This is a genomic window from Bradyrhizobium sp. SZCCHNS2022 (assembly GCF_032377575.1).
In the GTDB taxonomy this organism is placed as follows: Bacteria; Pseudomonadota; Alphaproteobacteria; order Rhizobiales; family Xanthobacteraceae; genus Bradyrhizobium; species Bradyrhizobium aeschynomenes.
The window spans coordinates 3,722,146-3,744,006 of the sequence record NZ_JAUHHZ010000001.1 but is presented as its reverse complement, the minus strand read 5'-3'; the positions used below and the strand labels follow the sequence as shown (position 1 = coordinate 3,744,006).

General features: G+C 65.0%; 37 protein-coding genes. 27 read left to right on the top strand and 10 right to left on the bottom strand.

The window, feature by feature from the left end:
• Positions 1-259: 259 nt before the first annotated feature.
• The 3 genes from QXZ94_RS16750 to QXZ94_RS16740 are packed head-to-tail and all read right to left on the bottom strand — an operon-like array spanning position 260 to position 1,966.
• A complete protein-coding gene (locus QXZ94_RS16750; protein ID WP_008965769.1) occupies positions 260-577 on the bottom strand; it encodes a hypothetical protein in 318 nt (105 codons plus the stop codon).
• A gap of 30 nt (positions 578-607) precedes the next feature.
• Positions 608-1,459 (bottom strand): sulfurtransferase, encoded by an 852-nt coding sequence (locus QXZ94_RS16745; protein WP_315721327.1) that lies wholly within the window; start codon positions 1,457-1,459, stop codon positions 608-610.
• 48 nt (positions 1,460-1,507) lie between these two features.
• Positions 1,508-1,966, bottom strand: coding sequence for a hypothetical protein (locus QXZ94_RS16740; protein ID WP_315721326.1), 459 nt, complete (start codon positions 1,964-1,966; stop codon positions 1,508-1,510).
• Between the two features lie 198 nt (positions 1,967-2,164).
• Here QXZ94_RS16740 and QXZ94_RS16735 point away from each other — a divergent pair, with 198 nt between their 5' ends.
• Positions 2,165-2,587 (top strand): Rieske (2Fe-2S) protein, encoded by a 423-nt coding sequence (locus QXZ94_RS16735; RefSeq protein WP_315721325.1) that lies wholly within the window; start codon positions 2,165-2,167, stop codon positions 2,585-2,587.
• Positions 2,588-2,804: 217 nt separating this feature from the next.
• Here the strand turns inward: QXZ94_RS16735 and QXZ94_RS16730 are convergent, their stop codons facing one another.
• On the bottom strand, positions 2,805-3,413 hold the full coding sequence (locus tag QXZ94_RS16730; RefSeq protein ID WP_315721324.1) for a hypothetical protein: 609 nt from the start codon (positions 3,411-3,413) through the stop codon (positions 2,805-2,807).
• A 325-nt stretch (positions 3,414-3,738) separates the two neighbouring features.
• Between QXZ94_RS16730 and QXZ94_RS16725 the strand changes: the two genes are divergently transcribed.
• The 20 genes from QXZ94_RS16725 to QXZ94_RS16630 all read left to right on the top strand — a co-directional run bounded on the left by QXZ94_RS16725 (position 3,739) and on the right by QXZ94_RS16630 (position 14,441).
• Complete coding sequence (locus QXZ94_RS16725) at positions 3,739-4,059, top strand: HesB/IscA family protein (RefSeq protein ID WP_008960276.1); 321 nt, start codon at positions 3,739-3,741, stop codon at positions 4,057-4,059.
• Between the two features lie 39 nt (positions 4,060-4,098).
• Positions 4,099-4,389, top strand: a complete 291-nt coding sequence (locus tag QXZ94_RS16720) for a NifU family protein (RefSeq protein WP_172115359.1) — start codon at positions 4,099-4,101, stop codon at positions 4,387-4,389.
• Between the two features lie 9 nt (positions 4,390-4,398).
• The gene (nifS, locus tag QXZ94_RS16715; protein ID WP_315721322.1) at positions 4,399-5,613 is read left to right on the top strand and encodes a cysteine desulfurase NifS; all 1,215 of its coding nucleotides are present in this window, start codon (positions 4,399-4,401) and stop codon (positions 5,611-5,613) included.
• The gene (nifT, locus tag QXZ94_RS16710; protein WP_006609673.1) at positions 5,610-5,831 is read left to right on the top strand and encodes a putative nitrogen fixation protein NifT; all 222 of its coding nucleotides are present in this window, start codon (positions 5,610-5,612) and stop codon (positions 5,829-5,831) included. Before nifS ends, nifT begins: the two co-directional genes overlap by 4 nt.
• Entirely contained in the window at positions 5,831-6,697 is an 867-nt protein-coding gene (locus tag QXZ94_RS16705; RefSeq protein ID WP_315721321.1) for an SIR2 family protein, read from the top strand. Before nifT ends, QXZ94_RS16705 begins: the two co-directional genes overlap by 1 nt.
• A 259-nt stretch (positions 6,698-6,956) precedes the next feature.
• On the top strand, positions 6,957-8,519 hold the full coding sequence (nifB, locus tag QXZ94_RS16700; RefSeq protein WP_008960281.1) for a nitrogenase cofactor biosynthesis protein NifB: 1,563 nt from the start codon (positions 6,957-6,959) through the stop codon (positions 8,517-8,519).
• Between the two features lie 55 nt (positions 8,520-8,574).
• Positions 8,575-8,799 (top strand): YfhL family 4Fe-4S dicluster ferredoxin, encoded by a 225-nt coding sequence (locus QXZ94_RS16695; RefSeq protein WP_006609676.1) that lies wholly within the window; start codon positions 8,575-8,577, stop codon positions 8,797-8,799.
• A gap of 10 nt (positions 8,800-8,809) precedes the next feature.
• Positions 8,810-9,139, top strand: a complete 330-nt coding sequence (locus QXZ94_RS16690; RefSeq protein ID WP_315721320.1) for an iron-sulfur cluster assembly accessory protein — start codon at positions 8,810-8,812, stop codon at positions 9,137-9,139.
• 11 nt (positions 9,140-9,150) lie between these two features.
• On the top strand, positions 9,151-9,684 hold the full coding sequence (locus QXZ94_RS16685) for a hypothetical protein (protein WP_315721318.1): 534 nt from the start codon (positions 9,151-9,153) through the stop codon (positions 9,682-9,684).
• Complete coding sequence (locus tag QXZ94_RS16680) at positions 9,677-10,450, top strand: 4Fe4S-binding leucine-rich repeat protein (protein WP_315721317.1); 774 nt, start codon at positions 9,677-9,679, stop codon at positions 10,448-10,450. The genes QXZ94_RS16685 and QXZ94_RS16680 overlap by 8 nt, the downstream gene beginning before the upstream one ends.
• Positions 10,447-10,770 carry a nitrogen fixation protein NifZ gene (locus QXZ94_RS16675; protein ID WP_009032133.1) on the top strand — a complete coding sequence of 108 codons (324 nt, stop codon included), beginning with the start codon at positions 10,447-10,449 and terminating at the stop codon, positions 10,768-10,770. Before QXZ94_RS16680 ends, QXZ94_RS16675 begins: the two co-directional genes overlap by 4 nt.
• Positions 10,767-11,006 carry a nitrogen fixation protein NifZ gene (locus QXZ94_RS16670; protein WP_006609681.1) on the top strand — a complete coding sequence of 80 codons (240 nt, stop codon included), beginning with the start codon at positions 10,767-10,769 and terminating at the stop codon, positions 11,004-11,006. Before QXZ94_RS16675 ends, QXZ94_RS16670 begins: the two co-directional genes overlap by 4 nt.
• 16 nt (positions 11,007-11,022) lie before the next feature.
• Positions 11,023-11,379: a DUF3024 domain-containing protein gene (locus tag QXZ94_RS16665; RefSeq protein WP_315721316.1), complete on the top strand. Its 357-nt coding sequence runs from the start codon at positions 11,023-11,025 to the stop codon at positions 11,377-11,379.
• Positions 11,380-11,396: 17 nt separating this feature from the next.
• Positions 11,397-11,657, top strand: a complete 261-nt coding sequence (locus QXZ94_RS16660) for a hypothetical protein (protein WP_172115343.1) — start codon at positions 11,397-11,399, stop codon at positions 11,655-11,657.
• 2 nt (positions 11,658-11,659) lie between these two features.
• Complete coding sequence (locus QXZ94_RS16655) at positions 11,660-12,874, top strand: DegT/DnrJ/EryC1/StrS family aminotransferase (RefSeq protein WP_315721315.1); 1,215 nt, start codon at positions 11,660-11,662, stop codon at positions 12,872-12,874.
• Positions 12,875-12,910: 36 nt separating this feature from the next.
• Entirely contained in the window at positions 12,911-13,219 is a 309-nt protein-coding gene (locus QXZ94_RS16650) for a 2Fe-2S iron-sulfur cluster-binding protein (RefSeq protein ID WP_172185768.1), read from the top strand.
• A gap of 12 nt (positions 13,220-13,231) precedes the next feature.
• Entirely contained in the window at positions 13,232-13,444 is a 213-nt protein-coding gene (locus tag QXZ94_RS16645) for a hypothetical protein (protein ID WP_315721314.1), read from the top strand.
• Between the two features lie 35 nt (positions 13,445-13,479).
• Entirely contained in the window at positions 13,480-13,788 is a 309-nt protein-coding gene (locus QXZ94_RS16640; protein ID WP_315721313.1) for a DUF6156 family protein, read from the top strand.
• 10 nt (positions 13,789-13,798) lie between these two features.
• Positions 13,799-13,966, top strand: coding sequence for a hypothetical protein (locus QXZ94_RS16635; RefSeq protein WP_006609688.1), 168 nt, complete (start codon positions 13,799-13,801; stop codon positions 13,964-13,966).
• A 16-nt stretch (positions 13,967-13,982) separates the two neighbouring features.
• Positions 13,983-14,441: a group II truncated hemoglobin gene (locus QXZ94_RS16630; RefSeq protein WP_315721312.1), complete on the top strand. Its 459-nt coding sequence runs from the start codon at positions 13,983-13,985 to the stop codon at positions 14,439-14,441.
• Between the two features lie 513 nt (positions 14,442-14,954).
• Here the strand turns inward: QXZ94_RS16630 and QXZ94_RS16625 are convergent.
• The 4 genes from QXZ94_RS16625 to QXZ94_RS16610 all read right to left on the bottom strand — a co-directional run bounded on the left by QXZ94_RS16625 (position 14,955) and on the right by QXZ94_RS16610 (position 16,963).
• Complete coding sequence (locus tag QXZ94_RS16625; protein WP_315721311.1) at positions 14,955-15,197, bottom strand: hypothetical protein; 243 nt, start codon at positions 15,195-15,197, stop codon at positions 14,955-14,957.
• A gap of 23 nt (positions 15,198-15,220) precedes the next feature.
• Positions 15,221-15,976, bottom strand: a complete 756-nt coding sequence (locus QXZ94_RS16620) for a dienelactone hydrolase family protein (protein WP_315721310.1) — start codon at positions 15,974-15,976, stop codon at positions 15,221-15,223.
• A gap of 37 nt (positions 15,977-16,013) precedes the next feature.
• Positions 16,014-16,376 (bottom strand): iron-sulfur cluster assembly protein, encoded by a 363-nt coding sequence (locus QXZ94_RS16615; protein WP_315726314.1) that lies wholly within the window; start codon positions 16,374-16,376, stop codon positions 16,014-16,016.
• Positions 16,377-16,471: 95 nt separating this feature from the next.
• The gene (locus tag QXZ94_RS16610) at positions 16,472-16,963 is read right to left on the bottom strand and encodes a hypothetical protein (protein ID WP_315721309.1); all 492 of its coding nucleotides are present in this window, start codon (positions 16,961-16,963) and stop codon (positions 16,472-16,474) included.
• 262 nt (positions 16,964-17,225) lie between these two features.
• Between QXZ94_RS16610 and QXZ94_RS16605 the strand changes: the two genes are divergently transcribed.
• The 3 genes from QXZ94_RS16605 to QXZ94_RS16595 are packed head-to-tail and all read left to right on the top strand — an operon-like array spanning position 17,226 to position 18,187.
• On the top strand, positions 17,226-17,459 hold the full coding sequence (locus QXZ94_RS16605) for a BolA/IbaG family iron-sulfur metabolism protein (RefSeq protein WP_006609694.1): 234 nt from the start codon (positions 17,226-17,228) through the stop codon (positions 17,457-17,459).
• Between the two features lie 39 nt (positions 17,460-17,498).
• Positions 17,499-17,828 carry a Grx4 family monothiol glutaredoxin gene (gene grxD, locus QXZ94_RS16600; RefSeq protein ID WP_315721308.1) on the top strand — a complete coding sequence of 110 codons (330 nt, stop codon included), beginning with the start codon at positions 17,499-17,501 and terminating at the stop codon, positions 17,826-17,828.
• Positions 17,825-18,187 (top strand): (2Fe-2S) ferredoxin domain-containing protein, encoded by a 363-nt coding sequence (locus QXZ94_RS16595; RefSeq protein WP_315721307.1) that lies wholly within the window; start codon positions 17,825-17,827, stop codon positions 18,185-18,187. Before grxD ends, QXZ94_RS16595 begins: the two co-directional genes overlap by 4 nt.
• An 18-nt stretch (positions 18,188-18,205) precedes the next feature.
• Here the strand turns inward: QXZ94_RS16595 and QXZ94_RS16590 are convergent, their stop codons facing one another.
• Both QXZ94_RS16590 and QXZ94_RS16585 read right to left on the bottom strand, forming a co-directional pair.
• Entirely contained in the window at positions 18,206-18,622 is a 417-nt protein-coding gene (locus QXZ94_RS16590; RefSeq protein ID WP_315721306.1) for an ArsC/Spx/MgsR family protein, read from the bottom strand.
• A 1-nt stretch (position 18,623) separates the two neighbouring features.
• Positions 18,624-19,055, bottom strand: a complete 432-nt coding sequence (locus QXZ94_RS16585) for a response regulator transcription factor (RefSeq protein WP_041756928.1) — start codon at positions 19,053-19,055, stop codon at positions 18,624-18,626.
• 422 nt (positions 19,056-19,477) lie between these two features.
• Here QXZ94_RS16585 and nifH point away from each other — a divergent pair, with 422 nt between their 5' ends.
• From nifH to irrA, 3 genes are all read left to right on the top strand, one after another.
• A complete protein-coding gene (nifH, locus tag QXZ94_RS16580; RefSeq protein WP_006609655.1) occupies positions 19,478-20,365 on the top strand; it encodes a nitrogenase iron protein in 888 nt (295 codons plus the stop codon).
• Positions 20,366-20,449: 84 nt separating this feature from the next.
• Positions 20,450-21,175 carry a nitrogen fixation protein NifQ gene (locus QXZ94_RS16575; protein WP_315721305.1) on the top strand — a complete coding sequence of 242 codons (726 nt, stop codon included), beginning with the start codon at positions 20,450-20,452 and terminating at the stop codon, positions 21,173-21,175.
• Between the two features lie 17 nt (positions 21,176-21,192).
• The gene (gene irrA, locus QXZ94_RS16570; RefSeq protein WP_315721304.1) at positions 21,193-21,687 is read left to right on the top strand and encodes an iron response transcriptional regulator IrrA; all 495 of its coding nucleotides are present in this window, start codon (positions 21,193-21,195) and stop codon (positions 21,685-21,687) included.
• The last annotated feature ends 174 nt before the right edge of the window (positions 21,688-21,861 follow it).

Genomic DNA, 21,861 nt, shown 5'->3' with positions numbered 1-21,861 from the left:
CGATGACGGCAGCAGCACTCAGCGTCTCCCGGAACTACCGCAATCAGATATAAGGCAATGTCTATCCACCGGTCATTCCGGGGCGCGCGCAGCGCGAGCCCGGAATCCATAACCACGAACGGCGGTTGTCCGGGAGGACGAGCGCCACGGACATCTCATGCCTCATGACCGCCTGTGGCTATGGATTCCGGGCTCGCGCTGCGCGCGCCCCGGAATGACGGCGGATAGAGGCTGGATACTCCAAAAGCCAGCTCGGGACCTACTCGATCCCCTGTTCCCGTGCCTTCCACATCGCTGCGATCCGGAAGCGTTCGTTGATCGCGGCGGGGCTGGCGAGGATCTCGGACTGCGCGCCGGCGAAGGCGCCCTCGACGATCGCCGCCTCCTCCTTCGTCAGCGTGATCCGGCCAGCCATGTGGGTGGCATCGGGCGCGGCCTCCCAGATCTTGCGCCGATTCGGATGCAGCTTGACCTCGACCAGCTCGAACGCCTCGAGCTCGCCGTCCAGGCAGATCGCCAAGCCGATCACCTCGACCTTGCGGCCGTCCTGCGTGGTCTTGACCAAAGTCTTTGCCATGCGTGTGCTCCCGTCATTGAGGTCCTGAGGTCACGCCGCCGCCGGCGTGTCGTCGAGCTGGCTCCATTCCGCCCAGGCGCCGTCATGCACGGCGACGGTGGGAACGCCGAGCCGGTACAGCGCCAGCGCCAGCATGCACGAGGTGATGCCCGAGGCGCAGGTGGTGACGATCGGCTTCGCCAGATCGATGCCGGCGGCCGAGAAGCGCGCGGCGAGCGCGTCGGGCGGCAGCAGCACACCCGTATCGGGATCGACCAGATCGGCCCAGGGCAGGTTGATGGCGCCGGGAATGTGGCCCTGGCGCTTGAAGGTGAAGACGTCCGGCTGCGTCCCGTCGAACTTGCCGGGGCCGCGGGCGTCGACGAGCTGGGCGCCACTCTGCAGCGCGTCCTGAACCTGCGCCGAGGTCGCGACCAGCTCGGGCCGGAAGCTCGCCATGAAGCTCGCAGGCGCCGGACGCACCGGTGTCATCTCCGCCGGCTGCTTCTCCTTGGTCCATTTGCCGAAGCCGCCATCGAGCAGGGCGACGTTGTCATGGCCGAAGACGCGGAACATCCACCACACGCGTCCCGCGGCCGAGCCGCCATAATGGCGGTCATAGACGATGACGCGGTCTGAATTGCTGATGCCGAGCAGTCCGACCTTGTGAGCAAAGTCCTCCGCCGTCGGCAGCATGTGCGGCAGCGGGTTGGTCTTGTCGGCGACCTGGTCGATGTCGAAATGCACCGAGCCCGGCAGGTGCCGGCCGCGATATTGCGTGCGGCCGTCGAGATTGGTGCTCGGATGATGCCAGGTGCAGTCGAGGATCTTGATGCCGGGATCGGCGAGATGCTGCGCCAGCCATTCGGAGCTGACCAGGGCGTCGGAAGGATCTCTGCTCATGCATGCGCTCTCGATGAGGGGCCAATCTGGTTGACGCGTGTCTGCGCGTCAGAGCGTCTTCGGCATCGCATAGCCCGGGCGCGGATGGCTATCGTAGTACTCGGGACGCTCCGGCCAGCCGCCATCGGCGATGATCTTGAAGGTCGCGACCGTGACCGGCGCGCCGGGCGAGCAGGACACTTCGGTGAACTTGATTTCGCGCTCGCCAGGGCCGGCGGAGAAATCGGCGACCGTGGTGCCGTCGGCCTTGCGGGCGCGGGCAAAGCCGGGCGTGCCGACGGTAGCGGCGGGCACCGCCGCGGCGACGAAGTTCGGCTGCTCCAGGCCGTCGACCGAGGGCCCGAACGCGGGCGAGCCGAAGGTGAAGGTCGCGAGCACGCCACTGCGATCGACCGCCTTGTCGGCGGTGATCGGCCGCGCCACCGAGTAGACGGTCAGCGTGCCGCCGTCGAGAGCCGCCTTGATGTCGTCGAGTGAGCTTTCGACGAAGTCCAGTGTCACGTTCATGTCGATCTCCTTACAAAGAGAGGCCTTTGCAGGAGAAATTTTCAAGTTCTGTGCCAGTCTCTCGCAACAGCGAGAAGGGACGGTCAGCGGCGGAGTTGCGCGAATCTTGCAACGTGATCCGTCAGCGAGCCGACCGTCGCTCTCATCGCAAAGAAAGCGGCAATGTCGGACATGCGCCAGACATCGATGAGGCCTGACATGACGACCGACGTCGCCTACGCCATCTGCAGCTTCAACGACATCCCGAGCCGCCGCGCCATGGGCTTCCAGCTCATGATCGTGGCGGAGGACGGCAGCCATCGCCCGTGGCCGATCTTCGTGATCCGCTGGGGCAAGCAGGTGTTCGGCTATCTGAACATGTGCCCGCACGACAAGGTGAATCTGGACTGGGAGCGCAACCAGTTCATGGACGGCAACGGGCTGCGCATCCTCTGCGGCAAGCACGGCTCGCTGTTCGAGATCGGCACCGGGATGTGCGTCGATGGACCCTGCAAGGGCGAGAGCCTGACGCCGGTGGCGCTGTCGGTGATCGATGGCGACATCTGCGTCACCGGCGTGACCCTGGTCGAAGATGACGAGGACGACGAGGAAGAGACCGGTATGCAGTGTGAGGAAGGTTGAGATCTCACATGAAGTCCCGGCGAAAGGACCGGGACTTCATGTTGTGCTCGGCGCCCCTAACGTCTTGGCACCTCAAGTTATGTAACCCCGACTGTCATCGTCCGCGAAGGCGGACGATCCAGTACGCCGTGACGTCTCGGCTCTACATCGTCTGCCGCGGCGTACTGGATGCTCCGCCTACGCGGAGCATGACAGCTGTGGAGATGGTAAGAAAACCTCAGACCGGCCGGTTCTCGTTGCGGTTCTTGACCGGCTCCATCTTGGCCAGCGCGTCGGCATAGGCGATGAGCTCGTAGCTCCCGCTGAACTTCACCGCGGCGTCGAGCAGGTGATCGAGCTTGCCGGCGGTGTCGAGCTTCTTGATGTCGTTCTTGTCGATGCCCAGGAGATCCATCATCTCCTTCCAGACCGTCGATTCGTCGCAGGGCAGGACGTAGAACGTGACGTCGCCCATCTTGATGCGGTACTTCGCCAGGAGGTCGATGTTGTTGCAGAACATGAAGTAGCTGCCGTCCGGCTTCAGCAGGCCTTTGAGCACCTCGACCGCCGTCTCGAGATAGGCGAGGGAGTGGATGTAGCCGACCAGCACGGGAATCGTCGGCTCGCCGTCGTTCACGATCGTCAGCACCTGCTCGATCGAGAAATCCGGCGGACGCTTCTCGTCCGCGACCTGGGTCTGGAATTTCAACGCGATGTCGCCGCGGAAGCCGAACCGTCCGGGCTTCGTGGTCGGCGCCTTCAGCACGGCGTTGAGCAGCCGGCCTTCCTTGTCGAGCTGCGCGAGCGCGGTGGTCTCGATCGCAACCGTCTTCTCCAATGTCGTCATCAGCAATCCCCTCGCATGTCGTTCATGAGCCGTTCGCCGCACGGCGCGGTCAAAAGGGCGGTGATGCAAGTTGTCTGCCGATGTGTGTTGTGCGTTGATTTGCCTGGAATTTCTGCCCGTCGGGCCCGTCGATTGTCGGATTTGCGCCGCGACATCGCGGCGTCACGGGCGCGACACGGCGTGAACCGCGCCTGTCGCAAAGCCGACACGCGTCGGAAACGCCACAGCGACATCGCGAAAAGCCCTGTTCTTTCAGGCGATTGATGCATGGCACGAGACTTGCCAATTCCGTTCGCAACAGCCGAATGGGAAAGGCCAGACGATGATGATCAACCTGACCGACAGTGCCATCAACGCGGTTCGCAACGCGATCACGACCTCCGACAAGCCGGTCGACGGCCTGCGGATCATGGTCGAGGCCGGCGGCTGCGCCGGGCTCAAATACAACATGGGCCTCGTCAGCGGCAGCGAGCCGGAGGACACCGTGATCGAACGCGAGGGTGTGCGCGTGCTCGTCGATCACAAGAGCCTCGAATATCTCGAGGGCACGACGATCGATTTCGTCGTCGCCCTGGAAGGCTCCGGCTTTACCTTCGAGAACCCCAATGCCAAGTCGAGCTGCGGCTGCGGCAAGTCCTTCGCTTAAATCCTTCGCTTGATCCATCAACACGAGAGAAGTGACATCATGCTGGTCGAAACCCAGGGCATCGTCGAAGCGCCGGCTCAGATGAGCGAGCGCGAGCGGATCATCCGGGCCGTGATCGAGGAGGTCCGCCCGAACCTCAAGCGCGACGGCGGCGATTGCGAGCTCGTCGAGATCGACGGCAACAAAATCATGGTCAAGCTCGCGGGCGCCTGCATCTTCTGCAAGCTCGCCAGCGCGACGCTGGAAGGCATCCAGGCCCGCATGATCGAGAAGCTCGGCGAATTCGTCCGTCTCGTTCCGGTCGCCGGCGCACCCAAGGCGCGGCATTAAGGAGCGGCCTTGCGTCCGGTCTATCTCGACAACAACGCCACGACGCGCGTCGACCCCGAGGTCGTCGCGGCGATGTTGCCGTTCTTCACGGACCAGTTCGGCAACGCGTCGTCCTCGCATGCCTTCGGCAGCGAGGTCGCGGGCGCCGTCCGCCAGGCGCGCAAGAGCCTGCAGGCGCTGCTGGGCGCTGCGTTCGACCACGAGATCGTCTACACGTCGGGCGGGACGGAATCCGACAATACCGCGATCCTCTCGGCGCTGGAGACGCAAGACGGCCGCGACGAGATCGTCACCACCGCGGTCGAGCATCCCGCGATCCTGTCGCTGGTCGAGTACCTCCGGGACAAGCGCGGCGTCGCGGTACACCTGATCGGCGTCGATGCGGCCGGTCGGCTCGATCTCGAAGCGTACAAGCGGGCACTCGGGCCGCGCACCGCGATCGCCTCGGTGATGTGGGCCAACAACGAGACAGGGACGCTGAACCCGACTCCGGAGCTGGCGAAACTCGCGCATGACGCCGGCGCGCTGTTTCATACCGATGCCGTGCAGGCGGTCGGCAAGATCGCGATCGATCTCAAATCAGCCGGCGTCGACATGCTGTCGCTGTCCGGGCACAAGCTGCACGGGCCCAAGGGCATCGGTGCGCTGTATGTCAGGAAGGGCACGCCGTTCGCGCCGCTGGTGCGCGGTGGCCCGCAGGAGCGCCGCCGGCGTGGCGGCACCGAGAACGTGCCCGCCATCATCGGGCTCGGCAAGGCGGCCGAGCTTGCCGCACAACATCTCGCCGACGAGCAGGGGCGTGTCCGCGCGCTGCGCGACCGGCTCGAGCAGGGCATCATCCAGGGCGTCGGCCATTGCGCCGTGCTCGGCGATCCCGATCAGCGGCTGCCGAACACGGCGAACATCGCGTTTCAGCATCTCGAAGGCGAGCCGATCGTGATGCGCCTGAACCAGGCGGGCATCGCGGCGTCGCTGGGCTCTGCCTGCGCCTCTGGCTCGATGGAGCCGTCGCATGTGCTGAGGGCGATGAACGTGCCGCCGGATTTTCTGCGCGGCGCTGTCCGGTTTTCGCTGTCACGCGACACCACGGACGACGACATCACGCGCGTGCTTGCCGTGCTGCCCGACATCGTCGGCCGTCTCCGCGAGACCTCGCCGGCCTGGCTGCAACATCATCCGTCAACCGCCGCGGACGCCCTTCGTCCCACGGAGCTCACGCAATGAAAGTCATGATCCGCCGCTCGCCGGAAACCGGCCTCTCCATCTACGTCCCCAAGAAGGACCTGGAGGAGCCGATCGTCGAGTCCGAGCACGAGACCCTGTGGGGCGGCTGGATCCGCATCGCCAATGGCTGGGTTCTCGAGCTGCCGCAGATGGCCGCCGACACGCGGCTGCCGATCACGATCAATGCGCGCAAGCGCGGCGGAGAAGGGGACGAGTGATGAATGCGCCGCTTCCTCATATCGACATCATCAAGCAGGCCGACGCCGAGGCGTTGCTGAAGGACGTCGTCGCCAAGCTCAAGGCGGGCAAGGTCGTTCCGTTCCTGGGGCCGGCCGTGTCGGAACAGTCCGGCGCTGCCGTGCCGATGAATCCGGAAGCCCTGGCTGCGTTCTTCGGCACCAAGGTGGCGCTGCCGCGCCGCGCCAAGGGCAACGCCTGGGCCTCGGCGCAGCACATCGAGAGCACGCGCCATCGCTCGACGGTCACGGCGCTGATGGCGGAGGCGTTCGCAGCTCCCGTTGCGCCGACGCCGCTGCAACAGCATCTGGCGTCGCTGCCGCTACCGATGATCGTCGACAGCTGGTATGACGGCGCGATGCGGACGGCGCTGGCCGGCCGCAGCGACTGGGGCGAGGTGCAGGGCATCACCCGCGCCCATATCGGCGAAGACCGCTGGTATCGCTTCTACGACGCCGCGGGCGGCGAGAGCGATCGCGAGAAGGCCAATGGCTGGACCACGCTGCTGTACAAGCCGCATGGCGGCATCACGCCGGCCAAGAACTTCCTGATCACCGACGCCGACTATGTCGAGGTCCTGACCGACATCGACATTCAGACGCCGATTCCCGACACCGTGAAGGATCGCCGCACCGATCGCGGCTTCCTGTTCATCGGCTGCCGCTTCAACGACCAGCTGCTGCGCACCTATGGCCGCCAGGTCATCAAGCGCTCGGGCACCGAGCACTACGTCCTGGTCGAGCCGGATACGCTGTCGAAGAACGAGCTGAAGTTCTTCATCGCCGAGCGGCTGACGCCGATCGCGATTCCGCTGGCCCGCGCCACCGAGATCATCATCGGCGGCTGAACGCGGGCTGTCACGATCAAAACAGCGCGGCCGCAAGCCGCGCTGTTTTGCTGTGCGTCCTCTTCTCGGTTCGAGTCTGTAACGTTTCTAACAACGCATCAAACGAGAGGCTTTCGCATGTTGGCAAGGCGACAGCCGCAATGAATTTGCTAAGGCGTTGATAGTCCGCAAGAATGATCTTGTCCGCGGCGTGGCACGCGAGTTGCTGAACTCCTTTCCAAGGCGGTTTGCGGCTCGCCAGCAACGTTAAGGAGCGGACATGGACGCGTCAGTGCAGCACGAACAGGCGACGATACCGGACGGCGACAAGCTGAGCTCGGTGATGCAGACCATCGCAGAACACAAGGGCTGCGGCACCTCGGGCGGCAGCGGCAAGGCGAGCTGCGGCTCGGGCGCCGGCGAGAACGACCTGCCGCCGGAGATCTGGGAGAAGGTGAAGAACCATCCCTGCTATAGCGAGGAGGCGCATCACCACTACGCGCGCATGCATGTCGCCGTGGCGCCCGCCTGCAACATCCAGTGCAACTACTGCAATCGCAAATATGACTGCGCCAACGAGTCGCGTCCGGGCGTGGTCAGCGAAAAGCTGTCACCGGAGCAGGCCGCCAAGAAGGTGCTCGCCGTCGCCTCGACCATTCCCCAGATGACCGTGCTCGGCATCGCCGGCCCCGGCGATCCGCTCGCCAACCCCGAGAAGACGTTCAAGACCTTCGAGCTGATCGCGCGCACCGCGCCCGACATCAAGCTCTGCCTGTCGACCAACGGTCTGGCGCTGCCCGACCATGTCGACACCATCGCCGGCTTCAACGTCGACCACGTCACGATCACCATCAACATGGTCGACCCCGAGATCGGCGCCAAGATCTATCCCTGGGTGTTCTGGAAGCACAAGCGCTACACCGGCGTCGAGGCGGCCAAGCTGCTCACCGACCGCCAGCTGCAGGGCCTGGAGATGCTGACCGAGCGCGGCATCCTGTGCAAGGTCAACTCGGTGATGATCCCGGGCGTCAACGACAAGCACCTCGTCGAGGTCAACAAGGCGGTGAAGTCGCGTGGCGCCTTCCTGCACAACATCATGCCGCTGATCTCCTCGCCCGAGCATGGCACCGTGTTCGGCCTGACCGGCCAGCGTGGCCCGACCGCGCAGGAGCTCAAGGCGCTGCAGGACGAGTGCGAAGGCGAGATGAACATGATGCGGCACTGCCGCCAGTGCCGCGCCGACGCCGTCGGCCTGCTCGGCGAGGACCGCTCGGCGGAGTTCACCACCGACAAGATCATGGCGATGGAGGTGAACTACGACATCGACAGCCGCAAGGCCTATCAGGAGGCGGTCGAGAGCGAGCGTGTCGCCAAGGTCGTCGCCCGCCAGGAGGAACTGGCCTCGCTCGCCGGCCAGTCCAGCGACATCAAGCTGCTGGTCGCCGTCGCGACCAAGGGCTCGGGCCTGATCAACGAGCATTTCGGTCACGCCAAGGAGTTCCAGGTCTACGAGCTCTCCACGGCCGGTGCGAAGTTCGTCGGTCACCGCCGCGTCGACCTGTACTGCCAGGGCGGCTATGGCGACGAGGACAGCCTGGAGACCGTCATCCGCGCGATCAACGACTGTCATGCGGTGTTCGTGGCCAAGATCGGCGGCTGCCCGAAGAGCGACCTGCAGGCTGCGGGCATCGAGCCGGTCGACCAGTTCGCCCATGAGTTCATCGAGAAGTCGGCGATCGCCTGGTTCAAGAGCTATCTCGACAAGGTCAACAGCGGCGAGATCCAGCACGTCGTGCGCGGCGACGCCGAGATCCGCCAGGGCGCCCTGACCTCGGCGGCGTGAGATCCGATCCCGGCGGCGCTCCGGCGCCGCCGGCCCCTTTCGACAGGAGCGTTTCATGACTTTGAAGATCATTGCTTCGCAATGCACGAGCTGCTCGGCCTGCGAGCCCGAATGCCCGAACGTGGCGATCTCCGAGAAGAACGGCACCTTCGTGATCGACCCCAAGAAGTGCACCGAATGCATCGGCCATTTCGACGAGCCGCAATGCGCCGCGGTGTGTCCGGTCGACAACACCTGCGTCATCGACAATTCGTTCCCGCGCTATCAGCCGCCGGCCTGAGGAGATCCCGATGAACTTTACGCTCACGCCAGCTGCGCAGAAATTCATGCGCATGATGCTGCGGGCCGACGGCGGCGCCGGCGCCGGCTTCCGCCTCGCGGTGTCGCCCGGCGGCTGCTCGGGTCTCGCCGCGGACATCAGCGTGCTCGCGACGCCGCTCGCCGGCGACGCCGTGGTCGAGCGCGACGGCGTCAAACTGTTCCTGCCGGCCGAGAGCCGCCTGCTGCTCGACGGCGTCACGATCGATTTCGCTGATACCGCGACCCAGACCGGCCTGGTGTTCCACGATCCGAAGCAGGTCTCGTGTTCCAGCCACGCGCTGAAGGCGCTGCAGGACTAGGACAACGAACAATGCCGACCGATGCCCGGCCCACCTCCCAGACTGCCATCGAGGACGCGCTGCTTGCGGACGCGCTGCTCGGTGGCGGGCTGCCGGAAGAGGCCGAACGTCAACTGTGGCAGGCCAGTCAGAGCTATCACCTCGACGACGTCGCCGAGGCCCATCTCAAGCAGGCCGAGGCGCTGGCGCCGGATCATGCCGCAGTTCTGATCGGCTTTTACCGGTTCTATTTCTACAAGGGGCGGCTCAACGACGCGCTGCGCATCGCCAAGCGCTGCCTGGCCAAGGCCGCAATTGAGAACCATCTGCCGCCGCATTGGCGCGACGTCCGGCCGGAGCATGCCGAATTCGGCAGCTTCGACCACATGCTGCCACGCTTCTTCATGTTCACCTTGAAGGGCTATGCTTACTTGCAGATGCGGCTCGGCAATCTCGTCGAAGGGCGGCTCGCGGTGCAGAAGCTGCTCGACCTCGATCCCAGCGACAAGATCGGCGCGCGCGTGCTGCTGGAGGTGGTCGACCGGGTGGAGCTCGACGATGAGTGACGACATCGACGAAGCCATCGACTGGCAGGGCAACGAGATCAGCTGTAGCGGCTGCGCCCACGAGCAGCTGAGCGCGGCCGGCGGCTGCAAGCTCCGCCACGCCTGCGTGCACGACCGCTACGCCCGGCGCATCGACCGCTTCTTCAACTGGAATCCGGCGCTTGCTAACGACTACGTCAAGCATCCGCATTTCGAGGTGCGGGCGATCGCGGCCAAGCATGCCAGCCCGTTTTATCTGCCGCCGCTGCTCGACGATCCCGAGGAAACGGTGCGCTGGAATGCGGCGCGGCGGCTGCCGAAACGTCTTGTGCTGCGGCTGCGCCATGATCCGCACCGCGAGGTCCGCATCCGCATCGCGACCGTGCTCGATCCCGAAGACCTGATGCCGATGATGATGGACGACGACTATTACGTCCGGCTCGTCGTTGCGCGCCGGATCGTCCCGTCCGTGCTCGGCCGCATGATGGGCGATCCCGAAGCCGAGGTGCGCCGTGTCGTCGCGCGGCGCATCCCGAGCGACTGGCTGCTCGGCATGATCAGCGATCCCGATGCGCGGGTCCGGCTGGAGATCGCGGAGCGCCTGGCGCCGGATCTGCTGACCGCGATGCGCAAGGATGCCGACTGGCGCGTGCGCCATGAGGTCGCGAGCCGCATCCCGCTCGGCGAACTCGCCGAGCTCGCGCGCGACGAGGATCCGCTGGTGCAGGAGATGGCGCGGAGCCGGCTCGACAACCGTTCGGGAGCAGCGATGGAGAAACCGGCATGAGCAACATCGTTCGTGACAGCGAGGTCGTGGAGCTGTCGGCGCCGCCATACTTCACGTTCGGCGAGAAGGTGAAGGCGAAGCGCACGATCCGCAACGACGGCACCTACGCAGGCAAGGAGATCGGCGAGATCCTCGCGAAGAAGGGCGAGATCGGCTACGTCGTCTCGATCGGCACCTTCCTGCAGCAGTTCTACATCTACGGCGTCGAGTTTCTCGAAAGCGGAAACCGCGTCGGCATGAAACGCAAGGAGCTCGAATCCACCGTTCCCCGCGGGGAGGCCGAGGACGAGCTGCCGCTGCCGGGAGCGTACAGATCATGATCGAACCGCGGATGCCGAAATACCAGTGGGGCCAGCGCGTGAAGGCGCTGATCGACCTGGTCAATGACGGCTCATTCCCGAATGCGCCGGCCGAGGCCAAGCTCGTGGGCGTCGGCGACATGGGCGAGATCGTCCAGGTCGGCACGCACACCGAGGCGAACATGCCGATCTATCTCGTCGAGTTCGGCGAGAAGCTGGTGGTGGGCTGTCTGGAAGAGGAGATCGTCCCGGTGTGAGGGGCGATGATGAGCCATGGTGGCAACCGCGCTTAAGCCCAGTCTCACCCTGCCCGCGCATCCCAACGAGTTGGATCGCAAGCGGATCGAGCGCGCGCTGAAGTCGCGCAAGCGTTACCGCTATGTCGAGCCGGCGGTCGTGCCGGTCGATCAGGGCTATCAGGTCCGCAGTCCGTGTTGCTCGCGCAACATCGACAAGGACGGCGGGGTGATCGACGTGGCGCTGCTGCGTCATGACCCGGCGAAGACGATGTGGAAGCTGTTCTGGAGAGATCACGCGAAGGGGATCTGGGAGCTGCACAGTGTGCACCAGCGGTTGACCGCGGCGGTCGACGAGCTGAACGCCGACCCCGAGCGGATCTTCTGGCAGTAACGAGGAGGACGGGTGAGATGGCATTGGCCGAGCAGGAACTGAATGAGATCGCGCAGGTCCTCGACCAACCTGACGCCGGGAGCACGGCGTTCGCCGAGCTGCGCCGGCGCTTTCCCAAGCTGGTTCTGACGCGCTGCGACGCCTCGGATGTGACGGAGGCGCCGTTCCGCAGCTACGCGGCGTTCGATCTGCATCTGCTCGACGCCAGCGAGCATTGTGCCGGCGTCACCGACGATCCCGCCAAGGCCACCGGCCTGATCCTGGCGAAGCGGAGCTGATCATGACCAAGCCCTATCTGGTGCATGACGCCGACAGGCAGGAGCAGGACGAGGTCGAGCTGACGCCGGTCGGCTCCGACTTCATCCCGCTGTCCGATCCCGACATCACGACGGCGGAGATCGCGGCGGTCGAGGCGACCTTGCGCTCGCCGCGGCTGTCCACTGGTCCGCTCGTCGAAGAGTTCGAGGCTGCATTCGCGGCCTATCTCGGACGCAAATATGCCATCGCGGTTCCGAGCGGAACGCTCGGCCTGCTGCTCGTGCTCAAGGCGATGGGCATCGGAGCCGGCGACGAGGTGATCGCATCGTCCTATTCGTTCCGCGAGGTCGCGCACGCGATCAGCATCGCCGGCGCAAAGCCGGTATTTTCTGATATCGACTACTACTCCGGCACGCTGGCGCCCAGCAAGATCGAGGCGCGGATTACCGCGCGGACCAAGGCGATCCTGGCCGGCAACACCAACGGCCATCCGGCCAAATGGACCGAGCTGCAGGCGATCGCAAAAGCGCATGATCTGCCGTTGATCGAGGATTCGAGCGAGGCGATCGGCTCGAAATATCAGGGCGCCCTGGTCGGCACGTTCGGCGCAGCCTCTGTATTCGACTTCGCTCAGCCATTTGCGCTGACCTGCGGCGAGGGCGGCATGATCGTCACCGATGACGTCGACATCGCGGTTGCGGTGCGCCGCCATCGCTCGCACCGTCTCGACGAGCGGGCCTCGGTCGTCGTTTGCAGCACCCCGTCGCATCAGGCGGTCATGAGCGACGTCACCGCAGCGCTGGGACTTGCCCAATTGAAGCGCATCGACGAGATCCTCGAGCGCCGCAAGCTGATCGAGCAGATCTATTACAGCGAGGTGCAATCGTTCGAGGGCATCAAGGATCCCTATGTCGGCCCTGACGTCACCGAGGTGAACTGGTTTCTCTACCAGGTGCATCTGGGGACGCGGTTCTCGAAATCGAGCCGCGACTCGATCGTCGAGGACCTCCGGGTCGAGCAGGTCGAGGCCGTCGCTTATTCCAGTCCGCTGCACCTGCAGCGGCACTATTTCGACATGGGCTATCGTCGCGGCGACTATCTCGTGACCGAGAAGGTCGCCGATCGCGTCGTGGCCCTGCCATTCCACGTCCATCTGACCACCGACCAGATCGCCTTCATCGTCGCCACGATGAAGGACGCCTCGGTCAATGTCGGAGCGGGCGCGGCGATCTACTGACGAGTTCTGACCTCAAACCTAAGAAGGAGACTCCAAATGGCAACTCTGACGGTCATGCCATCCGGCAAGACGATCGAGGTGGGCGAGGGCACCACCATTCTCGCGGCGCTGCTCGCCGCCGAGGTCGAGATCCCGCACAAGTGCGAGGGGCAGGCCAAGTGCGGCTCCTGCCACATCTTCCTGCAGGAAGGACGCAAGGGCGTGTCGAAGGTCAGCAAGCTCGAAAATGAGAAGCTGGACACCATCGTGGGCGTCGGCTCCAAGTCCCGCCTCGCGTGCCAGGCGACGATCCTCGGCACCGAGAACGTCAAGATCGAGCTGCTCGGCTTCTCGTCAGGTCTGTAACAGGAGGATCACATGGACAACATCACGCTTCACGTTCGTTTCGCTCCGGATGGCACGGTCGCCGAGATCAGCGAGCGGCCGGCGGCGCTCACGCCGCAGCAATGGTTCAACAAGCTGAGCGATGCGATCGGCATGAAGGCCTATCAGACCTTCGCCGGCGGCCGCGGCGTCTTCAAGGTCGCCCGCGACCAGGTCGAGGCCCTGAAGGCCGCCGCCGTCGCCTGAAGACGACGCTGCGGGGGATCGACGCGAGTGGCGGCATGAGCACCGATACGGTTCAGTTCTTCGTCTCGTATACGGGCGTCAAGCTGCCGCTGCGCCTAGTGACGGTGATCGCGCCGGAGCAGCTGTCGAACCGCAATACCTTCATCCGCGGCTATTTCAATGCCGCGGGCGCGCTGACCGGATTCGAGAAGGTCGTCTATGGCGAGATCGAGCTGACGCACCGCTACGGCTACCACGCCAGCGGGGTGTTGCGCAGCGCCGAGATCGTCATGCTCGATGAGGATCCGGTGACGCTGCACTTCGATGAGACCGGCGCGCCCGTCGCCGGTCTTGACGCCGCATGAGGAAGACCCCGTGACCGTCGCCAAGCTGATCGAGGCCCTTGCCAGCATGCCCAAGGACGCTATCGTGCTGATGGACTCCGGCGCCGGATTGTCGCGGGTCGATGCGCTGGAGCTCGTGGCCGAGCAGGGGCCGGGCGCGCCGGCCGAGGTGATCCTGCAGCCGAGCTTGGACGAATAGAAGCAGGACTGATCGGATGGCGGACGCGGGTGCGACAGAAACGGACACGTCGGCGACAGGGCCGGTGGTCACGCCCTATGAGCGGATCGGCGGCGCCGTCGTGGTCGATCGACTGGTCGAATCGTTCTACCATCGCATGGACACGTTGCCTGAGGCCAAGACGATCCGGGACATGCACGGCACCAATCTGGGGCCGATCAAAGTCATCCTGAAGCGCTATCTCTCGGAATGGCTCGGCGGCCCGAAACTTTACTCTCCGGAGAAGGGCCATCCGCGGCTGCGCCAACGCCACCTGGGGTTTCCGATCGGCAACGCGGAGCGCGACGCGTGGCTGCTGTGCATGCGCGGTGCGCTCGAGGAGACCGTAGCGGATGTGGCGGCTCGCCAGGATGTCGACGCCGCCATGACGAAGTTGGCCGACTGGATGCGCAACCAGGCCGGCAACCCACACGATGCACGTGCGGCGCGGCCGTGAGGCCGGGTCACCGTCTCAGTCGTCATTGCGAGGAGCCGAAGGCGACGAAGCAATCCAGAGTCGTCGCGGGGCTCTGAATTGCTTCGCTACGCCGCTACGCTCGCAATGACGATGGTGGACAGTGTCGCCCCGCCACGGCGTCATCGCCCGGCTTGACCGGGCGATCCAGTACGCTGAGGCGTCCGTGAGTCCACCGAGAGGCCGCGGCGTACTGGATGCCCGCCTGCGCGGGCATGACAGCGGAGCGTGAATCATAGTCGTCATCGCGAGCGTCAGCGAAGCGATCCAGGGGCAACACCGAGGATGTGCAGTCTAGTCGCTGGATTGCTTCGCTTCGCTGTTCGCTCGCAATGACGGAGATACAAAGCGTGGGGTGGGCAAAGCGAAGCGTGCCCACCGGACGCCTGATCGGCAGATGCCGCTGTTGAATGGTGGGCACGGCGCACGTCGAGCGGTGCTAACTCACGACCGCCGGTGGCGCCTTTGCCCACCCTACGCGCCTACGGATTCCAACTAATACAATGGAACGCCGAAGAAGCTCTCCTCATCGCCGCCCCAGGCGCGGTGCAACGCCAAGGCATTCTGCCAATGCATCAGCTCGGCCTCGCTGGCGCTGCGGTGGGTGATCTTGCCGTCGGGCGCTTCGGCGAGCAGGTAGGGCTTGCCGTTGCGGATGAAACGATTCAGGTCCTTGGTGTCGTTCGGCCGCACCACGCAGCGCGGCCGTTCGTCGATCAGGATGGTGGTCGGCTGCATTTCGACGCTCGCTCGATCGGGTGTCAGTCAGCCGGCGGTCCCATGTCGTCATCCGCCTTTTTCTTCTTTTTCTTGTCGGTCTTGGCGAGCGCGTAGGCGCCGGCGTTCTTCAAGGTGATCGGCGGCTGGCCGACGACATATTGCGAGATCCAGGCGAGCGTACGCTCCTGCGCCAGCGCGCTGGCGGCCTCGTCGTAGGTGGCGCCCTCGGCGTCGAAGTCGTGGGCGGCATTGGGATAGGAGAAGGCGCTGACCTCGGGATGATGGGCGCGGAACATGCTCACGGCCGGAAACGGCACGACCGCATCCGCCTCACCGAAGTGCAGCAGGGTCGGGACCTTGCGCTTGGCCCCGGCGGCGTCGACCACGCCGGTCGCGTAGTAGCTTACGGCGCAGGCAAGACCGGACACACGGTTCGCGGCGCTGTAAGCGAGGCCGCCGCCGGCGCCATAACCGACCACGGCCACCTTGCCGCACTCCTTGACGCTGTCGACGGTCGACTGGATCTCGGCAAGCAGAGGGGCCACCGGATCCTGTGCGGCTGCCGGCGCCTCGCCGTCTGCGTTGGCCGCGACGGCCGCGGGGGGCGACAGCTCGGGCGCGATCACCACATAACCGCTCGCGGCGAAGGCATCGGCGACCTTGCGGACCTTGCTGCTGCCGCTGCCGTCCGGCAGCACGACGATGGCGCCTTTCGGCGTGTCGGCCGGATCGGCACGGAACGCCTGGAAGGTGTGCCCGTCATGGGCGGTGAGCTTGATGGTGCTCTCTGTGGCCATGTGATGCTCCTGCTTCCGTTGGCGCGGCCGGCGCGCGTTACAACAAGCCCAGTTCCAGGGCAGTCTCTTCGGACATTCGTGACTTGTCCCACGGCGGCTCGAACACGAGCGTCACCTTGACGGAGACGACCCCGTCGACGGCCTGCACAGCGTCCTCGACCATGCGGACGATCTCGCTGGCGACGGGGCAGCCCGGCGCCGTGAGCGTCATGTCGATCTCGACGGCACCGCCGCCTTCATGCGCGATGCGATAGACCAGACCGAGGTCGTAGACGTTCACCGGGATCTCCGGATCATACACTGTCCGCAGCGCCGCGATCACGCTCTCGGCGGCGTCCTGGGAGCCGGTCGCGACGGCGCTCTGCGATGGGGAGGGAGGGGGCGCGGCGTGCATGCTCATCATGCGTTGGTTCCTCTCTTGGTCCTGGTTCGCACCGGGGGATGGTCGTTCGAAGTCGTGTCGAGATTGCGCTTGGGATGCTGCATGGCCGGGCCTCATTCCGCGCCGAGTCCGTCGGCGAGCGCCGCCACGACCGGCCATCCGACCGCACCGGCCGGATCGAGCTGGCGCAGCGCTTCGAGCATCTCGCCCGCGCGCTCGGGATCGTTCTTGCGCAGATGGATGAAGGCCAGCGCCTTCAGCGTGTAGAGCGCGAAGCGCCCGGCGCCGTCGGGCATCGGATCATGCGGCACCCAATGCCGCCAATCCGACGACCAGCCGGCCTGTCTTGCGGCTTCGGCAAGGCCGAGTTCGGCCACCGCCTTGGCTTCGTCGAGATGGCCTTGATAGGTGTGAATCTTATAGAGGCAGAAATACGTCGGCAGCTCTTGCGGGGCGGCCGCCAGCGCCTGGCGAAACAGCCGGTCGGCGCGCGCGTGATCGCGGCGATACGCCGCCACCCCCTGCTGCAGCAGCGCGTCGATCTCCTCGGGAAGATCGCCGAAGTTGATCGTGTCGGGTTCGCTGACGAGTTCGAGCATCTGCATTGACCTCGATCAAATCATTGCAAGACGCGGACCGTTTTGCGGTGGTGCAGCAGAGGCCCTCATCGCCGCGAAGCGGGCCAAAACGCGCGGGCATGTTGGATTTTGAACGCCACGCCTGGGTCGCATCGTCGTGCTTGTCGCAAAGCCGACGCGACCATCGTCAATTCGGCGCTTGGGCAGAGCAGGCACAGGGCTCAGGAGCTGCAATTGGCTGGTTCGGAGCTTGCATGACGCTGTCATCAATCCAGCGGGAGACAGAGCGATGGCGATGGCAGCAACTGATATCGAACGTCTGATCAAGGAGGCGTTCCCGGATGCAGTCGTCGTGATCGAAGATCTGGCCGGTGACGGCGACCACTACTCGGCACGCGTCACCTCGCAGGCTTTCGCCGGGAAGAGCCGGGTGCAGCAGCATCAGATGGTCTATTCGGCCCTCAAAGGCCAGATGGGCGGCGTGCTGCATGCGCTGGCGCTCGAGACGTCATTGCCGAAATGATCGCTGCCGCGACACCTCCAGGGACGAAAGGACAATACAATGTCGACATCCGAACGCATTCAGAAGCTGATCGACAGCAATGACATCGTTCTCTTCATGAAGGGCGTGCCGGCGGCGCCGCAATGCGGCTTCTCCGCCGCGGTGGCGCAGATCCTGGCCAAGCTCGACGTCCCCTATGAGAGCGTCAACGTGCTGGCCGATCCCTTCATCCGAGAGGGCATCAAGGAGTTCTCCAACTGGCCGACCATTCCCCAGCTCTACGTGAAGGGTGAGTTCGTCGGCGGCTGCGACATCGTGCGCGAGATGTTCCAGGCCGGCGAACTCGCGACCATGCTGGCCGACAAGGGCATCAAGGCGGCCGCATCATGAGCGATGGCAGCGTCGTCGAGGCGGATGACGATTTCGAGATTCCGCAGCTCTACAAGCACCACGCCTTCGTCTGCCTGACGCAGCGTCCGCCCGGTCATCCGCGCGGCAGCTGCGGCGCGCTCGGTGTCCAGCCGCTGTGGGACCGGTTGACCAAGACGATCGAGGCGCAGCGGCTGACGGATGTCGGCGTCACCGCCGCCGGCTGCTTCGGCTTTTGCAGCGCCGGTCCGATGATGGTGGTCTATCCCGATGGCATCTGGTATCGGCCGACCAAGCCCGAAGATATCGACGAGATCGTCGAATCCCACTTCAAGCAGGGCAAGCGCGTCGACCGTCTGGTGATGGTGCTGAAGCGCTGACGTCTTGACCGGAGCCGCTCAGCGCGGCTCCGGGCAGGGCGATGCCTCGGGCCGCGTGCAGCCCCGGACGTCGTCGAGGTCATCCTCGCGCTGGAGCAGCGACAGCACCGGCTCGCGATCGAAGCCGGCGCAGCGCAAGCCGTCGGCTTCGATCAGTGGCCGGCGGATCAGCAGCGGGTCCTCGAGCATCAGATCGATCGCGGCGACGGCTTCGATCGCCTCCGGCTCGATCTCGCCTGCCTTGACGCGAGGCGAGGCCGGGTTGAACCAGGACCACACCGGCGTTCCGGCGAAGTAGGCACGCAGCCGCTCGCCGGTCCAAGGTTCGGTCAGGAGATTCCTGGCTTCGACCTCATGGCCGGCGCGCGTCAGCATCAGCTTCTGCCGGGCATTGGTGCCGCAGCCCGGCTTCTCGTAGAACACGACGGTGGTCACGTCAGAGCCCGCCGAGCTGGACCAGCTGCGCGCCACCGGCGCGGCCGAGAATGGTGTCGACCTTCTTGCGCACCGACTCGATGGTGAGCGGCTTGACCACCGCGCCATGCGCGCCCGCCTTGAGCCCTTCGATCGCGATCGCCTCGTCCGCCTTCGCCGTCACGATCAGGATCCGAACGCCTTTGAATTTGGCGGCGATCTCGCGCACCAGCTCAGGCCCGCGCTGCTTGAGAAAGGAGACCCCGAGCAGCACCACGTTCGGCGCCAGCCAGTCGACGCCCTTCTCATAGGCCTCTTCCGGTGTCGCCAGCTCGTGGGTCTCGATCTCATCGTGCAGCATGAACTGCAGGGCGGCGCGCGTAATCTCGTCGTCATCGATCACGAACACGCGCCGCTGGTCCACCGCTTTCGCCGTTTCAACTCCGATCTGCATCAGCATCCTCCTCAAATCTTCGCAAGATCCTTGGCCGCAAGGCTGCAGGGGAGCATCTAGCAAGAGTCGTTCCGGGCTTTTCGCCGCTGAAAGCCTGCGTTTGTTGTGTCGTTTCGGACAGTGCGGCGCACCATCACATCTTGCGAAGCGTTCCGATGTCGGGTTTGCAACAAGCCGCTGCGACCAGCGGATTGCGCTTCATCTCGTTCAAAACATGACCTTTTTCGTTCGCCCCGGGCGCTGGCACAGCCGTTGCAAAACTCCGTTCAGGCAATGGTTGAGGGCTGAGTGCACGCCGACGCTTCGGACGAGCGATGCTCTCCTTCCCAATAACCCGTCTGCCGGTTCGGACACATGAGAGGACGCGGTCACGCTCCGCTGCAAGCGGGCGCGGCTATAGCAATCGGTTGATGGAGAGCAGAATGTCATCGCTGCGACAAATCGCATTCTACGGCAAGGGCGGCATCGGCAAGTCGACGACGTCGCAAAACACCCTGGCCGCGCTGGCCGAGATGGGTCATCGGATCCTGATCGTCGGCTGCGACCCCAAGGCGGATTCCACCCGCCTGATCCTGCACGCCAAGGCGCAGGACACCATCCTGAGCCTGGCCGCTGCCGCCGGCAGCGTCGAGGACCTCGAGATCGAAGAGGTCATGAAGGTCGGCTATCGCGACATCCGCTGCGTCGAGTCCGGCGGTCCGGAGCCGGGCGTCGGCTGCGCTGGCCGCGGCGTCATCACCTCGATCAACTTCCTGGAAGAGAACGGCGCCTATGAGGACATCGACTACGTGTCCTACGACGTGCTCGGCGACGTGGTCTGCGGCGGCTTCGCGATGCCGATCCGCGAGAACAAGGCGCAGGAGATCTACATCGTGATGTCCGGCGAGATGATGGCGATGTATGCCGCCAACAACATCTCCAAGGGCATTCTGAAGTATGCGAACTCCGGCGGCGTGCGCCTGGGCGGCCTGGTCTGCAACGAGCGCCAGACCGACAAGGAGCTGGAGCTGGCTGAGGCTCTCGCCAAGAAGCTCGGCACCCAGCTGATCTACTTCGTGCCGCGCGACAACATCGTGCAGCACGCCGAGCTGCGCCGCATGACCGTGCTGGAATATGCGCCGGAGTCGGTCCAGGCCAACCACTACCGTAACCTGGCGACCAAGATCCACGGCAATGCCGGCAAGGGCATCATCCCGACTCCGATCACGATGGACGAGCTCGAGGACATGCTGATGGAGCACGGCATCATGAAGGCGGTCGACGAGAGCCAGATCGGAAAGACTGCCGCCGAACTCGCCGCAACGGCTTAAGCAGTCTTGGTACCGGCCTTCCTCCCGTCGGAAGGCCGGTACCTCTTCTTCGAACTCTCATCGGCCTCGATAGGAGATCGCGCCATGACCATCGCAATCGTCGATACGTCGCATGCCGCCGCGGTGAACCTGCAAGCACCGCTCGCCTTCGAGGACGACAAGCGGCATCATGGCCGGCAGATCTACCGCCTGCTGACAGGCAACGACCCAGCCGAGGCGGTGATCGACGACGACTTCAACTTCGACCGCCACGTGATCGCATCGATCCTGGCAGTGTCGGCGATGGAGCATGGCGCGCTCGCTGAGCGCGCAGGGCTTTCGACCGTCGAGCTGATTGCGCTGCTGGCGCAGTTGTTTCCCGCCGCGGCGATCGATTCAACCTGGCTGCCGACCAACGGCGCAGCTCCAGCCCCCGACGACGACGAGATCGCGATGGTGCGCGATCTGCTGACGGCGCAGCGCTCGACCGATGGCGACGTCAGCCGCTGGCTCGCGGCGATGGTCGCGCGGCGCGCGATGGAGCCGAACCATCTCTGGGAAGACCTCGGCCTGCGCGAGCGGTCCGAATTGTCGCGGCTGCTGATGCGCCATTTCGGTCCGCTGGCCAGCCGGAACACCCGCAACATGCGCTGGAAGCGCTTCTTCTACCGCATGCTGTGCGAGGACGACGGCTTCGTGATGTGCACGACGCCGGTCTGCACCCAGTGCAACGACTTCGCGCTCTGCTTTGGCGAGGAGAGCGGCGAGAGCCGGATGGCGGAACGGCGCCGCGAGGTGGCGCTGCAGGAGGCGGCCACCGCCGCAATGTGAGTACAAGGACTGCGACGATGTTGATGGACCCCCAGCTTGGATCTCCGTGCAACTCCGAGCATGGACGTTGCCCCGAAGCCGAGACCTGCGAGGCTGGTGAGATCCTGATGCGCCGCTGCGAGGACGCGCTGAGGCTGGCCGGCTTGCGCCCGACCCAGCAGCGCCAGCAGCTCAGCCGCATCCTGTTCGGCAACGGCGACCGCCACATCACCGCCGACGTGCTGTATGCCGAGGCGGTCGCCACCGGCATGAAGATCTCGCAGGCGACCATCTACAATACGCTCAATCAGTTCGTCGAGCTGGGCCTGCTGCGTCAGATCGGCGTCGACGGCTCCCGATCGTTCTTCGACACCAACACCACGGTGCATCCGCACTTCTTCTACGAGGATGAGGGCGAACTCGTCGATGTACCCGACATCGTGGCGTTCGATCGACTGCCCGAGCCGCTGCCGGGCTACGCCATGGAACGCGTCGACGTCGTCATCCACCTGCGTCGCAGACGCCACGGCTAAGGCGCGGGCCGCCGCGTCGGCCGCAAGTCTTTCCATCTCCGGCACGTCCGATTTCCGACCCTGTTACAAAACCGACAATCTCGGTCGTTCGGAAAACCCACGCATATTCAAGCGAGTAGGGTGATGTCCGGCCCTGGCATGGCCGTTGCTGAGTGACAGGCAGGCCGTGGCGAG

Excerpts from the sequence above, each read along its gene's own strand:
- QXZ94_RS16655 (WP_315721315.1), top strand. The coding sequence starts at position 11,660 with ATGACCAAGCCCTATCTGGTGCATGACGCCGACAGGCAGGAGCAGGAC.
- QXZ94_RS16640 (WP_315721313.1), top strand. The coding sequence starts at position 13,480 with ATGAGCACCGATACGGTTCAGTTCTTCGTCTCGTATACGGGCGTCAAG.
- QXZ94_RS16690 (WP_315721320.1), top strand. The coding sequence starts at position 8,810 with ATGAACTTTACGCTCACGCCAGCTGCGCAGAAATTCATGCGCATGATG.
- QXZ94_RS16750 (WP_008965769.1), bottom strand. The coding sequence starts at position 577 with ATGGCAAAGACTTTGGTCAAGACCACGCAGGACGGCCGCAAGGTCGAG.
- irrA (WP_315721304.1), top strand. The coding sequence starts at position 21,193 with ATGTTGATGGACCCCCAGCTTGGATCTCCGTGCAACTCCGAGCATGGA.
- QXZ94_RS16610 (WP_315721309.1), bottom strand. The coding sequence starts at position 16,963 with ATGCAGATGCTCGAACTCGTCAGCGAACCCGACACGATCAACTTCGGC.
- QXZ94_RS16665 (WP_315721316.1), top strand. The coding sequence starts at position 11,023 with ATGGTGGCAACCGCGCTTAAGCCCAGTCTCACCCTGCCCGCGCATCCC.
- QXZ94_RS16585 (WP_041756928.1), bottom strand. The coding sequence starts at position 19,055 with ATGCAGATCGGAGTTGAAACGGCGAAAGCGGTGGACCAGCGGCGCGTG.
- QXZ94_RS16645 (WP_315721314.1), top strand. The coding sequence starts at position 13,232 with ATGGACAACATCACGCTTCACGTTCGTTTCGCTCCGGATGGCACGGTC.
- QXZ94_RS16740 (WP_315721326.1), bottom strand. The coding sequence starts at position 1,966 with ATGAACGTGACACTGGACTTCGTCGAAAGCTCACTCGACGACATCAAG.
- QXZ94_RS16675 (WP_009032133.1), top strand. The coding sequence starts at position 10,447 with ATGAGCAACATCGTTCGTGACAGCGAGGTCGTGGAGCTGTCGGCGCCG.
- nifB (WP_008960281.1), top strand. The coding sequence starts at position 6,957 with ATGGACGCGTCAGTGCAGCACGAACAGGCGACGATACCGGACGGCGAC.
- QXZ94_RS16620 (WP_315721310.1), bottom strand. The coding sequence starts at position 15,976 with ATGGCCACAGAGAGCACCATCAAGCTCACCGCCCATGACGGGCACACC.
- grxD (WP_315721308.1), top strand. The coding sequence starts at position 17,499 with ATGTCGACATCCGAACGCATTCAGAAGCTGATCGACAGCAATGACATC.
- QXZ94_RS16705 (WP_315721321.1), top strand. The coding sequence starts at position 5,831 with ATGAATGCGCCGCTTCCTCATATCGACATCATCAAGCAGGCCGACGCC.
- QXZ94_RS16730 (WP_315721324.1), bottom strand. The coding sequence starts at position 3,413 with ATGACGACATTGGAGAAGACGGTTGCGATCGAGACCACCGCGCTCGCG.
- QXZ94_RS16575 (WP_315721305.1), top strand. The coding sequence starts at position 20,450 with ATGACCATCGCAATCGTCGATACGTCGCATGCCGCCGCGGTGAACCTG.
- QXZ94_RS16685 (WP_315721318.1), top strand. The coding sequence starts at position 9,151 with ATGCCGACCGATGCCCGGCCCACCTCCCAGACTGCCATCGAGGACGCG.
- QXZ94_RS16650 (WP_172185768.1), top strand. The coding sequence starts at position 12,911 with ATGGCAACTCTGACGGTCATGCCATCCGGCAAGACGATCGAGGTGGGC.
- QXZ94_RS16670 (WP_006609681.1), top strand. The coding sequence starts at position 10,767 with ATGATCGAACCGCGGATGCCGAAATACCAGTGGGGCCAGCGCGTGAAG.
- QXZ94_RS16680 (WP_315721317.1), top strand. The coding sequence starts at position 9,677 with ATGAGTGACGACATCGACGAAGCCATCGACTGGCAGGGCAACGAGATC.
- QXZ94_RS16625 (WP_315721311.1), bottom strand. The coding sequence starts at position 15,197 with ATGCAGCCGACCACCATCCTGATCGACGAACGGCCGCGCTGCGTGGTG.
- QXZ94_RS16595 (WP_315721307.1), top strand. The coding sequence starts at position 17,825 with ATGAGCGATGGCAGCGTCGTCGAGGCGGATGACGATTTCGAGATTCCG.
- QXZ94_RS16735 (WP_315721325.1), top strand. The coding sequence starts at position 2,165 with ATGACGACCGACGTCGCCTACGCCATCTGCAGCTTCAACGACATCCCG.
- QXZ94_RS16605 (WP_006609694.1), top strand. The coding sequence starts at position 17,226 with ATGGCGATGGCAGCAACTGATATCGAACGTCTGATCAAGGAGGCGTTC.
- nifH (WP_006609655.1), top strand. The coding sequence starts at position 19,478 with ATGTCATCGCTGCGACAAATCGCATTCTACGGCAAGGGCGGCATCGGC.
- QXZ94_RS16720 (WP_172115359.1), top strand. The coding sequence starts at position 4,099 with ATGCTGGTCGAAACCCAGGGCATCGTCGAAGCGCCGGCTCAGATGAGC.
- nifT (WP_006609673.1), top strand. The coding sequence starts at position 5,610 with ATGAAAGTCATGATCCGCCGCTCGCCGGAAACCGGCCTCTCCATCTAC.
- QXZ94_RS16745 (WP_315721327.1), bottom strand. The coding sequence starts at position 1,459 with ATGAGCAGAGATCCTTCCGACGCCCTGGTCAGCTCCGAATGGCTGGCG.
- QXZ94_RS16630 (WP_315721312.1), top strand. The coding sequence starts at position 13,983 with ATGGCGGACGCGGGTGCGACAGAAACGGACACGTCGGCGACAGGGCCG.
- QXZ94_RS16695 (WP_006609676.1), top strand. The coding sequence starts at position 8,575 with ATGACTTTGAAGATCATTGCTTCGCAATGCACGAGCTGCTCGGCCTGC.
- QXZ94_RS16660 (WP_172115343.1), top strand. The coding sequence starts at position 11,397 with ATGGCATTGGCCGAGCAGGAACTGAATGAGATCGCGCAGGTCCTCGAC.
- QXZ94_RS16725 (WP_008960276.1), top strand. The coding sequence starts at position 3,739 with ATGATCAACCTGACCGACAGTGCCATCAACGCGGTTCGCAACGCGATC.
- QXZ94_RS16615 (WP_315726314.1), bottom strand. The coding sequence starts at position 16,376 with ATGAGCATGCACGCCGCGCCCCCTCCCTCCCCATCGCAGAGCGCCGTC.